This is a genomic window from Nocardioides stalactiti (assembly GCF_014180715.1).
GTDB classification, from domain to species: Bacteria; Actinomycetota; Actinomycetes; order Propionibacteriales; family Nocardioidaceae; genus Nocardioides; species Nocardioides stalactiti.
In genome coordinates this window covers 1-11,177 of record NZ_JACEFC010000128.1, presented here as the reverse complement: position 1 = coordinate 11,177, position 11,177 = coordinate 1, and the positions used below count along the sequence as shown (strand labels likewise).

At 70.6% G+C, this 11,177-nt stretch carries 12 protein-coding genes; 5 read left to right on the top strand and 7 right to left on the bottom strand.

All coding sequences use genetic code 11. From position 1 onward, the window contains the following. On the bottom strand, positions 1-347 hold a 347-nt coding region (locus H0487_RS19340), incomplete at its 3' end, for a hypothetical protein (protein ID WP_220793594.1). 142 nt (positions 348-489) lie between these two features. Here H0487_RS19340 and H0487_RS24385 point away from each other — a divergent pair. Genes H0487_RS24385 through secA form a run of 4 tightly spaced genes read left to right on the top strand, consistent with a single transcriptional unit; the run spans position 490 to position 6,120 of the window. Further along, on the top strand, positions 490-1,392 hold the full coding sequence (locus tag H0487_RS24385; protein ID WP_183095866.1) for a GNAT family N-acetyltransferase: 903 nt from the start codon (positions 490-492) through the stop codon (positions 1,390-1,392). Between the two features lie 34 nt (positions 1,393-1,426). Next, positions 1,427-2,803: a bifunctional tetrahydrofolate synthase/dihydrofolate synthase gene (gene folC, locus H0487_RS19330; protein WP_183095865.1), complete on the top strand. Its 1,377-nt coding sequence runs from the start codon at positions 1,427-1,429 to the stop codon at positions 2,801-2,803. Further along, positions 2,800-3,216: a DUF4233 domain-containing protein gene (locus H0487_RS19325; RefSeq protein WP_183095864.1), complete on the top strand. Its 417-nt coding sequence runs from the start codon at positions 2,800-2,802 to the stop codon at positions 3,214-3,216. Before folC ends, H0487_RS19325 begins: the two co-directional genes overlap by 4 nt. 24 nt (positions 3,217-3,240) lie before the next feature. Further along, positions 3,241-6,120, top strand: a complete 2,880-nt coding sequence (secA, locus tag H0487_RS19320; RefSeq protein WP_183095863.1) for a preprotein translocase subunit SecA — start codon at positions 3,241-3,243, stop codon at positions 6,118-6,120. Between the two features lie 100 nt (positions 6,121-6,220). Here secA and H0487_RS19315 read toward each other — a convergent pair whose 3' ends face one another. Continuing rightward, on the bottom strand, positions 6,221-7,423 hold the full coding sequence (locus H0487_RS19315) for an SGNH/GDSL hydrolase family protein (RefSeq protein ID WP_183095862.1): 1,203 nt from the start codon (positions 7,421-7,423) through the stop codon (positions 6,221-6,223). A gap of 107 nt (positions 7,424-7,530) precedes the next feature. Continuing rightward, a complete protein-coding gene (locus H0487_RS19310) occupies positions 7,531-8,049 on the bottom strand; it encodes an Rv3235 family protein (protein WP_183095861.1) in 519 nt (172 codons plus the stop codon). A 101-nt stretch (positions 8,050-8,150) separates the two neighbouring features. On the opposite strand from H0487_RS19310, the gene H0487_RS19305 reads away from it, so the two are divergent. Beyond that, positions 8,151-8,633 carry a hypothetical protein gene (locus H0487_RS19305; protein ID WP_183095860.1) on the top strand — a complete coding sequence of 161 codons (483 nt, stop codon included), beginning with the start codon at positions 8,151-8,153 and terminating at the stop codon, positions 8,631-8,633. A gap of 17 nt (positions 8,634-8,650) precedes the next feature. Here H0487_RS19305 and H0487_RS19300 read toward each other — a convergent pair whose 3' ends face one another. The 4 genes from H0487_RS19300 to H0487_RS19285 form a co-directional block, all read right to left on the bottom strand. Further along, the gene (locus H0487_RS19300; RefSeq protein ID WP_183095859.1) at positions 8,651-8,983 is read right to left on the bottom strand and encodes a sec-independent translocase; all 333 of its coding nucleotides are present in this window, start codon (positions 8,981-8,983) and stop codon (positions 8,651-8,653) included. A 26-nt stretch (positions 8,984-9,009) separates the two neighbouring features. After that, positions 9,010-10,089, bottom strand: coding sequence for a P-loop NTPase (locus H0487_RS19295; protein WP_183095858.1), 1,080 nt, complete (start codon positions 10,087-10,089; stop codon positions 9,010-9,012). A gap of 36 nt (positions 10,090-10,125) precedes the next feature. Continuing rightward, positions 10,126-10,671, bottom strand: coding sequence for a DUF1003 domain-containing protein (locus H0487_RS19290; RefSeq protein WP_183095857.1), 546 nt, complete (start codon positions 10,669-10,671; stop codon positions 10,126-10,128). Further along, positions 10,664-11,177, bottom strand: a 514-nt coding sequence (locus H0487_RS19285) for a CBS domain-containing protein (protein WP_183095856.1), incomplete at its 5' end; no start/stop codon positions are given. The genes H0487_RS19290 and H0487_RS19285, both read right to left, overlap by 8 nt.

Sequence of the window (11,177 nt, the reverse complement as noted above, 5' to 3'; positions counted from 1 at the left end):
AAGCGGCGGCCGTCCTCGGCGTCGCCCTGGGCCCACAGGACCGAGGCGAGGCCGGCGAGGAGCCTGGCCCGGTCGACGGGGTCGGCCGTGGTGTCGGGGAGCCCGGCCTCGAAGTAGACGTGAGCCTGGGAGTACTCGCCCCGGTAGTGGTGGGCGGCACCGATGCGCCACGCGGCCGCGGCCGGGAGCGTGCCGCCCTGCTCGAGGACCTCGTGCAACAGCATCGACGCCTGTTCCAGCAGATCGACCCGGGTGCCGCCGACGAGCGCGTCGCCGTGGGCGCGCGCCAGGTCTCCAGCGGCGGCTGCGGCTCCTGGGCTGCCGCCCGGTGGGAGGTCTTCGGACACGGGACCCGTCCGTCCTGAAGGGGGGTTCGCAGGGAGACTAGACCGGTTGTCTGGCCCGTGTTCGCAGAATCCGTGGGCTCATCCGGCCGAGCTGACCGGAAATCGGTGGAGGCCGCTGCACCCGTACTGGGATCCTCGGTGCGTGGGCAGCGGCTTCGACGTGACGATCGACGAGGACCCCGCCGGTTTCCTGGACCGCGTCGGGGGCCTCCTGGCGGCCGACCCCGTGCAGTCCACGATCGTGGCGTCGGTCGCGACCCGGTTGGCGGCGGCCGCGGCGGCCGGGACCCCGGTGCCGGCGACGCCGTACTCGTGGTTCGCCTCGATCGCCGACGAGCACGGTGCGGTGGTCGGCGCGGCCATGCGGACCGCCCCGTTCGCGCCGTACCCGCCCTGCCTGCTGCCGATGCCCGACGGGGCGGCCGTGGCCCTCGCGGACGCTGTCGTCGACCGGGGCGAGGAGGTGGGCGGGTCCAACGGGGCACTGCCCGCTGCCCGGGTCTTCGCGGACCGGGTGGCCGAGCGGACCGGCGGCACCGTCACGCCGCGGATGCACCTGCGGCTCTTCGAGCTCGGCACCCTGCGCGACGCGCCGCCGGCGCGCGGCCGGCTCCGGCCGGCGTACGCCGAGGAAGCACCGCTGGTGATGGAGTGGTTCCACCAGTTCCACGTCGACGCCGACGAGCAGGCCGGGCACGACGGCCGCGCGCACCGGCCGGAAGGCATCGACCTGGTCGACATCCAGGGCCGGATCCGCAACGAGCGCGTGTGGATGTGGGTCGACGACGGCGACACCCCCCGTCACCTGACCGGCTTCAGCCCGCCGGCGTTCGGCGTGGCCCGGATCGGCCCCGTGTTCACGCCCAAGGAGCACCGCGGCCGCGGCTACGCGAGCGCCGCCGTCGCCCAGGTCAGTCGGCGCCTGCTCGACGAGGGGGCGCGGGTGAGCCTGTTCACCGACCAGGCCAACCCGACGTCCAACCGGATCTACGTGGCGCTCGGCTACGAGCCCGTCGTGGACACCGTGGACCTGACGATCGGGTAGGTCGCGGCCCGCGCCACTAGACTCGCGCCTCGACATGACCGACTTTTCTGACGCGGACGACGCGGCCGAAGCTCCCCGCCCCGCCGAGACCTTCGCGGAGGCCGAGGACGCCCTCCTGAGCCGTTGGCCGGAGACCCGTCTCGAGCCCTCGCTCGACCGGATCCGCGCCTTCACCGAGCTGCTCGGCGACCCTCAGCGCAGCTACCGCTCCATCCACCTGACCGGCACCAACGGCAAGACGTCGACCGCGCGAATGGTCGACACGCTGCTGCGCGCCCTCGACCTGCGCACCGGCCGGTTCACGAGCCCGCACGTCGAGAAGATGAGCGAGCGGATCAGCGTCGACGGTGAGCCCCTCGACGACGATGCGTTCGTGCGCGCGTTCAACGACGTGGCGCCGTACACGCACCTCGTCGACGCCGCCGAGCCGTTCCCGCTCTCCTTCTTCGAGGCCGTCGTCGGCATGGCCTACGCGGCGTTCGCCGACGCTCCGGTGGACGTTGCCGTGGTGGAGGTCGGGATGGGGGGCGCGTGGGACGCGACCAACGTCATCGACGCGGACGTCGCGGTCGTCACCCCGATCGCGCTCGACCACGCGAATTTCCTCGGCACCACCGTCGCGGCGATCGCCCGGGAGAAGGCGGGGATCATCAAGCCGGGCGCGGTGGCGGTCCTCGCCCAGCAGCCCCTGGAGGCGGCCGAGGTGCTGCTGCAGCAGGCGGCCGAGGGCGGTGCGACCGTCGTCCGCGAGGGCATCGAGTTCGGCGTGACCGCCCGGGTTCCCGCCGTCGGTGGTCAGTCGGTCACGCTCCGCGGCCTGCGCGGGCACTACGAGGACCTCTTCCTCCCGCTGTACGGCGCCCACCAGGCGCAGAACGCCGCAGCGGCCCTGGCGGCGGTCGAGGCGCTCCTCGGAGGCGACGAGCCGTTGTCGGACGAGGTGGTCCGGGAGGCGTTCGGCCAGGCGACCTCGCCCGGCCGGTTGGAGATCGTGCGGCGGAGCCCGACGATCGTCCTCGACGCGGCACACAACCCGGCGGGTGCCGAGGCGACCGCCGCCGCGATCGAGGACTCGTTCCGGTTCGACCCGCTCATCGGCGTGGTCGGCGTCATGGGCGACAAGGACGCCGAGGGCCTGCTGGCCGCGTTCGAGCCGCTCCTCGCCCACGTCGTCATCACCCAGAACTCGACGGCTCGCGCGCTGCCGGCCGACGAGCTCGCGGCGACCGCCGTCGAGGTCTTCGGCGAGGACCGGGTCACCGTCGTGCCCCGGCTCGCGGACGCGCTCGACCACGCGGCCGGGTTGGCCGAGTCGGGCGCCGGGGACGCGCTGTCGTCCGGCGCCGTGCTGGTGACCGGGTCGGTCGTGACCGTCGGCGAGGCCCGGTTGCTGCTGGGGGGACGCAAGTGAACAACCCGCGCCGCTCGCTGTGCGCGACCGTGCTCGCGCTCGAGGCGATCACGCTCGGCCTGACGACCCCGGTGATGATCGCGCTGACCGACGTCGCCACCTCGACCGCGCTCACGATCGGGCTCGGCCTCGCCCTCTGGTGCCTGCTCACGGCCGGCCTGCTCCGCGCCGAGTGGGGCTACTGGATGGGCCACGCGGTGCAGGTCGCCGCGATCGCGCTGGGCGTCGTCGTCCAGCCGATGTTCATCCTCGGGCCGGTCTTCGCCCTGCTCTGGGCGACCGCCTACCGGCTCGGGAGCAGGATCGAGCGCGAGCGGGCCGAGGCCTACGCCGCGTTCGACGCAGAGGCGGCCGCCGGGACCCCTTCCGAGCCCCCTGCCGAGTCCGCCACCGAGCGCGAGTCGGAGTCGTAACGAGCGCTAGGTAGAGTTGCCGCCGTGCCAGTGATCATCGACAAGCTCCTCCGTATCGGAGAGGGCAAGATCCTCCGCCAGCTCGAGTCGGTCGCGAAGGCAGTCAACGCCATCGAGGACGACTTCGTGGCGATGTCCGACGCCGAGCTGCAGGGGATGACGGAGGAGTTCCGCAAGCGCCTCGCCGACGGCGAGACGCTCGACGACCTCATGCCCGAGGCGTTCGCCACGGTGCGTGAGGCGGCCAAGCGGGTCATCGGCCAGCGGCACTACGACGTCCAGATCATGGGTGGCGCCGCGCTCCACATGGGCAACATCGCCGAGATGAAGACCGGTGAGGGCAAGACCCTCGTCGCGACCCTGCCGGCCTACCTCAACGCCCTCGCCGGCAAGGGCGTCCACGTCGTCACCGTCAACGACTACCTGGCGAAGTACCACGCGGAGTGGATGGGCCGCGTCCACCACTTCCTCGGGCTCAGCACCGGCGTGATCCTCCCGCAGATGCGCCCGGCCGCGCGTCGCGAGGCCTACGCCTGCGACATCACCTACGGCACCAACAACGAGCTCGGCTTCGACTACCTGCGCGACAACATGGCGTCCTCGATCGAGGACTGCGTGCAGCGCAGCCACTTCTTCGCCGTCGTCGACGAGGTCGACTCGATCCTCATCGACGAGGCCCGGACCCCGCTCATCATCAGCGGTCCGACCCAGGACGAGGTCAAGTGGTACGGCGAGTTCGCGAAGATCGCCCAGAAGCTCACGCGTGACGTCGACTACGAGGTCGACGAGAAGAAGCGCACGATCTCCGTCCTCGAGCCCGGCATCACGCGGGTCGAGGACCACCTCGGCATCGAGAACCTCTACGAGGCGGCCAACACCCCGCTCATCTCGTTCCTCCACAACTGCATCAAGGCCAAGGAGCTGTTCCGCAACGACAAGGAGTACGTCGTCATGAACGGCGAGGTGCTCATCGTCGACGAGCACACCGGCCGCATGCTCGCGGGGCGTCGCTACAACGACGGCCTGCACCAGGCGATCGAGGCCAAGGAGGGCGTCAAGGTCCGCGAGGAGTACCAGACGCTCGCGACCGTGACCCTCCAGAACTACTTCCGCCTCTACGAGAAGCTCTCCGGGATGACCGGTACCGCGCTCACCGAAGCCTCGGAGTTCGACAAGATCTACGGCCTCGGCGTGGTCCCGATCCCGACCAACAAGCCGATGGTGCGCAAGGACCAGCCCGACCTGGTCTACCGCACCGAGGAGGCGAAGTACGACGCCGTCGTCGACGACATCGTCGAGCGCAACGAGAAGGGCCAGCCGGTCCTCGTCGGCACCGTCTCGGTCGAGAAGTCGGAGTACCTGTCCCAGGCTCTGAAGAAGCGCGGCGTGCCGCACTCGGTCCTCAACGCCAAGGTCCACGCCGACGAGGCCAAGATCGTCGCCCTCGCCGGCCACAAGGGCGCCGTCACGGTCGCCACCAACATGGCCGGCCGCGGGACCGACATCATGCTCGGCGGCTCGGTCGAGTTCCTGGCCGACCAGGAGCTGCGCAAGCAGGGACTGGAGCCGACGGGCGAGACCGCCGACGACTACGACGCCGCCTGGCCCGCCATGCTCGAGAAGATCAAGGAGCAGGTCGCCGACGAGCACGACGAGGTCCGCGAGCTCGGCGGCCTCTACGTCGTCGGCACCGAGCGCCACGAGTCGCGTCGTATCGACAACCAGCTGCGCGGTCGCTCGGGCCGTCAGGGCGACCCGGGGGAGTCCCGCTTCTACCTGTCGCTCCAGGACGAGCTGATGCGGCTCTTCAAGTCCGACTGGGTCGACCGTGTCCTCGTGATGCTGAAGATCCCGGACGACGTCCCGATCGAGAACAAGCGGGTCACGAGCGCGATCGCCAACGCCCAGGGCCAGGTGGAGTCGCAGAACTTCGAGTCCCGCAAGAACGTCCTCAAGTACGACGACGTGATGGACCGGCAGCGCAAGGTCATCTACGGCGAGCGGCGTGAGGTGCTCGAGGGCGTGGACCTCGAGGACCAGATCCGCACGTTCATCGACGACGTCGTCACGGGCTTCGTCAGCGGCTCCATCGACCAGGGGTCGGAGGAGTGGGACCTCGACCAGCTCTGGACCGACCTCAAGCAGTTCTGGCCGGTCTCGGTCCCGGTCGAGGACGTCAAGAAGGAGTTCGGCGACCACGCCGCGCTCCACAGGGACGACCTCATCGAGCGCCTCAAGGCCGACGCCCACGCGGCGTACGACGCTCGCGAGGAGGAGGTCGGCGAGGAGGTCGTGCGCGAGCTCGAGCGCCGCGTCCTGCTGTCGGTCCTCGACCGCAAGTGGCGCGAGCACCTCTACGAGATGGACTACCTCCGCGAGGGCATCTACCTGCGCGCCTACTCGCAGCGTGACCCGCTGGTCGAGTACCAGCGCGAGGGCTACGACATGTTCGCGGCGATGATGGACGGCATCAAGGAGGAGACCGTCGGTTTCCTCTTCAACCTCGAGGTCCAGGTCGAGGACGACGAGCCGCAGTTCCACTACCACGCCGACGGCTCCCGCCACGAGGGCCCGATGCACCAGGGTGCGCTCGCCGAGCCGCCCGTCGGCGTCGGAGCCTCGGGTCCCGGGCTCGCGGAGATCTCCGCCCAGCTCAAGGCCGCGACGCCGCAGATCAAGGCGAAGGGGCTCGACGCTCCGAAGAAGCCGGAGTTCCTGTCCTACTCGGCGCCGAGCGACGTCACCGGCGAGCCGGAGGTGCGGGGTGCTCGGGTCTCCGACGAGGACGACGAGTTCGCCGAGATCGGCCGCAACCAGCTGTGCCCCTGCGGCTCGGGCAAGAAGTACAAGCGCTGCCACGGCGCGCCCGGCGGCCCCACGGGTACGACGGCTCGCGTCTCCTGACGACGCGAATCGGGACCTTCCTGAATCGAAACGGGGGTTGTCCGCAGCTTGGCTGCGGACAACCCCCGTTTCGATTCAGGAAGGTCCCGATTCGCCCTCTCTACTGGAGGGTCATCCTCGGTTCACCGTTGAGCAGGCCGGTGCCGGTGCGGGCGCAGGTGCCGCCCTTCGGGGTACCGCCGTTGTAGGCCTGGCGCACGCAGGAGCGGACGGCCAGCTGGCCCCAGTAGTTCGGGTGGAAGGACTCCTGGATGTAGTACGGGCTGCTGGAGCAGCAGGTGGAGACGGTGCGGATCTGGTTGACCCACTCGGTCTTGTCCACCGCGCCCGCCGAGGTCCAGTTGGCGACGCCGACCTCCTCGTACAGACCGACGCCGTTCTCGCACAGCCGACGCCCGTTGAACGTGCTCGACAGGTTGAGCACCTTGGCGTTGCCGATGCCGGCCTGGGTGATCGCGCCGGTCACGGTGTTGTTGATCGTCGGGAGCGCCGAGCTGTTGGCCCAGTCGGCGTCGGCGTTCCAGAAGCCGCAGCCACCGGTGCTCTGGCGGGTGTAGCCGCTCTGGCTGTAGCGGAAGCCGGAGCCGTTGGGGATGGGGGACGGGTAGGTCTGGACGAGCATCGTCCACGACGTGTCGGCGTAGCCGGCGTTGCGCATCGCCGTCCGCACGTTGAGGAGGGCGTTGGCGATCCGGGTCCTCACCGTGCTCACGTTGCTGCTGGTGAAGTTGCTGGTGACGCTGCTGTCGTCCTTGCAGTAGTCGGGCCACCACGACGGCGACGCGAGGAAGTCGGTCACGCACTGCTGGACGATGCTGGCGAAGTTGAAGTCGTTGCCGCCGATACTGACGACGACCATCTTGACGTTGTGGGTCGTGGCGAAGGTCTGCAGCGCGCGGGCCTGGCCGACGCCCTGCGTGCCCGAGTAGAAGTCGAGCCCCGGCTTGAAGTACTCACCGGTCGCGGTCGCCGTCTTGGCGCCCGAGCAGGCCAGGTTGAGGCTGTTGACGCCGCCGCCGATGTGGATCTCGGCGCTCTTGCTGCGGTGGCAGCGGTCGATCGCCTCGCCGGTCCCGGACGCGTTGTCCCAGTACGTCGAGGCGCCGGTCGCGTCGGCCCGGCTGCTGCTGGAGTTGGAGGAGCCGGCCCAGCGGCCGGCCTCGCCGGAGATGTAGGAGTCGCCGACCGAGACGACCCACGGGGCGCCGGAGCCGGGTCCGTCGGCGTTGGCCGTCGGGCTGGGGAGCGGGGCGAGCAAGGTCGCTGCGGCGACCGCCAGCGCGGCCACGAACGTCCGGAACATTCTTCGTCGTCTCCTCGGGTCTTCCCTCCCCGGGGTCCGAACGGACCCTGGCCGAACATAGTGACCGCCGTCACTTTTGGGAAGATCTGCGGCCGGGGCGCCCCGACTCAGGAGAAATCCAGCGCCGAACAGATCCAGCGCTGCTCGATCCGCTCGAAGCAGGCGGCGACCGCGCGCGACCGCTCGCCGTAGCGGACGTGCACGGCGACCTCCACCCGGTCGGGGCCGAGGAAGCACGTGTGCACGCTGAGCACGCGCGGCCGCACCAGCTGGACCCGTGCGAGGCCCGGTTGGTGCCCGCCAGCCCGGGCGACGAGGTGGGCGCGGCGCCGGAGGTCGGCGTGGACCTCCTCGGTGGTCCACCGGCACAGCTGGGAGACGGGGCGGTCACCGCCGACGATCTCGACCGCAGCCTGGACGAACCGGCGCGTCCACTCCTCGACGACCGCGCGCTGGCGGTAGTCGATGGGGACGACCGTCGCACCCCGGTGGCTGGTGCCGGTCACGGCCGGTGGCTCGCAGCGCGGGACGAGCGCGAGCGCGAGCGTCCCCTGGACAGGTGCGACGGGGACGGGGGCCCGGGCGTCGGGGAACGCCGGGACCACCCCACCGGAAGGAAGGAACATCCCGAGAAATCCTTGCGTTGCGTGGCTTTGTTCAATATTCGACGCGTCCACGAACAGGGTCAAGATTCTTTCCACAGCCTTCATGTGATGAGGTGGAGCCCATGAGCTGGGAGTCCGACCTCTTCGCCGTCTTCGAGGACCTCGAGGGCCAGGCCGACTACCAGACCGTGACCCTCGCCAGCCGGCTGATGGGATCGGCCGGCACCGAGGTCACGCTCGGTGTTCTCGGGGTCGGTCCGCTCACCGGCACCGTCGACCGGGTCGCTGCCGAGTGGCTGCTCGTGTCGTCCGGCAAGCACGACTGGGTCGTCAGCGTCGACGCGATCACCACGGTCGAGCGCGCCTCGGTGCGCGCCGTCGCCGAGGAGACCTGGTCGCCGCTGACCCGGCTCGGGCTCGGGTCCGCGCTCCGCCGCATCGCCGAGGCCGGCGAGCGGTGCCGGCTCCACCTGCGGGACGGGTCCCACCACGAGGGCACCCTGCGGCGCATCGGCGCAGACTTCTGCGAGCTCGTCGAGGGTGACGACCGGCGGATGATCCTGGTGCCCTTCACCGCGCTCTCAGCGGCTCAGTCCCGCGCCTGAGACGCAGCCTCGAGCCGTCAGGTCGCGTCGACGTCGTACGGAGGACGCTCGTCGGGCTCGAGCGGGCGTCGTTCGGGCTTGGCCCGGAAGATCTCGTCGTCCTCGTCGGCCATCGCCTCGGCGATGTGCTTGCGCACGATCGCGCGTGGGTCGAGGTCGCGCAGCTCGAGGTCGGCGAACTCCGGCCCGAGCTCGGCTCGCAGCTCGTCGCGGGCGTTGTTGGCGAAGTCGCGGACCTTCCGCATCATCTGACCGGCTTGCTTGGCCAGCTCAGGAAGACGTTCGGGGCCGAAGACGAGCACGGCGAGGAACGCGATGACGACGAGCTCGCCGAACCCGATCCCGAACACCGCCGCCCCCGTGCCCGCTCAGCCGGTCAGAACTTGTTGCTCGGGGTGAGACCCAGCTGGAGGCCCGCGAGGCCACGGCTGCGTCCGTCGAGGCGGTCGGCGATGGCGTTGAGCGCGATCGCCGCGGGCGCGGTCGGGTCGGCCTCCACGATCGGCTTGCCGGCGTCGCCGCCCTCGCGCAGCGAGATGTCGAGCGGCACCGAGCCGAGCAGCGGGACGTCGTAGCCGAACCGCTTCGAGAGGGTGTCGGCCACCCGCTCGCCGCCGCCGGAGCCGAACACGTCGAGCCGGTGCTCCTTGCCCTCGGGCGTGCAGTGCGGGCACGGCAGGTAGCTCATGTTCTCGATGACCCCGACGACCCTCTGGTGCATCATCGAGGCCATCGTGCCGGCGCGCTCGGCCACCTCGGCAGCTGCCTCCTGCGGGGTGGTCACGACGACGACCTCCGCGTTGGGCAGGTGCTGGCCGAGCGAGATCGCGATGTCGCCGGTGCCGGGCGGCAGGTCGAGGAGCAGGACGTCGAGGTCGCCCCAGTAGACGTCGGAGAGCATCTGGACGAGCGCCCGGTCGAGCATCGGACCGCGCCAGGCGATGACCTGCTCGCGCTTGGGCTTGAGCATGCCGACGGAGATGACCGAGACGCCGCTGNCCACGACCCCGACCTTGCGGCCGGCGGCCGCCAGCGCGAGCGCGAGGTTGACGGTGACCGAGGACTTGCCGACACCGCCCTTGCCGCTGGCGATCGCGAAGACCTTGGTCAGCGAGCCGGGCTGGGCGAACAGGATCTCGCGCTGGGCCTGGCCCCCACGGAGCTGCTCGTGGAGCGAGCCGCGCTGCTCGGAGGTCATCACGCCGAGGTCGATCTCGACCCTCGTGACGCCCGCGAGGGCGCTGACCGCGGCGGTCACGTCGCGGTTGATCGTGTCCTTGAGCGGGCAGCCGGCCACGGTCAGCAGCACGCGGACCTTGACCAGGCCGTCCTCCTGGATCTCGACGTTGTCGACCATGCCGAGCTCAGTGATCGGGCGCTTGATCTCGGGGTCGTTGACTCCTGCCAGGGCAGCGTTCACCTGGTCGAGCGTGGGGAGAGCGTGCGTGGTACTCATATCGCCACGAGTCTACGGAGCGGTGGCGGCGGGTCGTTACTCGCGGCCCTCGTGAGACGGCCCACCCTCGGCCTCGCGCTCGGCCTCGCGCTCGGTTTCCCGGTCCTCGAGCTCCGACAGGAGTGCCCGCAGCTCCGAGCGCAGGTAGTCGCGGGTCGCGACCTCGCCCATCGACATCCGCAGCGACGCGACCTCGCGGGCGAGGAACTCCATGTCGGCGTGGGCGCGGCTCGCGGCGTCGCGGTCCTGGGCGGCGACGACCCGGTCGCGGTCCTCCTGGCGGTTCTGCGCGAGCAGGATCAGCGGCGCGGCGTACGACGCCTGCAGGCTGAGCATCAGGGTCAGGAAGATGAGCGGGTACTCGTCGAAGCGCCAGTCGGCCGGGGCCAGGAAGTTCCACAGGACCCAGGTGATGACGAAGACCGTCATCCACAGCAGGAACTTGGCGGTGCCCATGAAGCGCGCGAACCGCTCGGCGAAGACGCCGAACGTGTCGGTGTCGTACGACGGGCGCCAGGTGAGCGGCCGCTTGACGGCCTGTGGCGTGTCGAGCCGGTCTCCGGGCCGGCGCGACTCAGGCACGACGCTCCGCCTGCTGCTCGCGCCAGTTGTCCGGGAGCATGTGGTCGAGGAGGTCGTCGACGCTCACCGCGCCGATGAGCCGGCGCTCCTCGTCGACGACCGGGGCGGCCACCAGGTTGTAGGTCGCCAGGTGGGCCGCGACCTCGTCGATCGTGCTCTCGGGACGGAGGACCTCGAGGGCGTCGTCGAGGACGCCCGCCACCAGCGTCGAGGGCGGTTCGCGCAGCAACCGTTGGATGTGGGCGACGCCGAGCAGCTTGCCGGTCGGGCACTCCAACGGCTGGCGGCACACGAACACCATCGAGGCCAGGGCGGGTGTGAGCTCGGGGTTGCGCACGTGGGCGAGCGCGTCGGCGACGGTGGCGTCGGGCCCGAGGATCACCGGCTCCGGCGTCATCATGCCGCCGGCGGTGTTCTCGACGTACTTCATCAGCCGCCGGACGTCCTCGGCCTCCTCGGGCTCCATCAGCCGGAGCAGGATCTCGGCGGTCTCCGGAGGCAGGTCG

What these genes read in the sequence shown, in the direction of transcription:
- folC (WP_183095865.1), top strand. Translation starts at nt 1,427, where the DNA reads ATGACCGACTTTTCTGACGCGGACGACGCGGCCGAAGCTCCCCGCCCC.
- H0487_RS19315 (WP_183095862.1), bottom strand. Translation starts at nt 7,423, where the DNA reads ATGTTCCGGACGTTCGTGGCCGCGCTGGCGGTCGCCGCAGCGACCTTG.
- H0487_RS19310 (WP_183095861.1), bottom strand. Translation starts at nt 8,049, where the DNA reads ATGTTCCTTCCTTCCGGTGGGGTGGTCCCGGCGTTCCCCGACGCCCGG.
- H0487_RS19305 (WP_183095860.1), top strand. Translation starts at nt 8,151, where the DNA reads ATGAGCTGGGAGTCCGACCTCTTCGCCGTCTTCGAGGACCTCGAGGGC.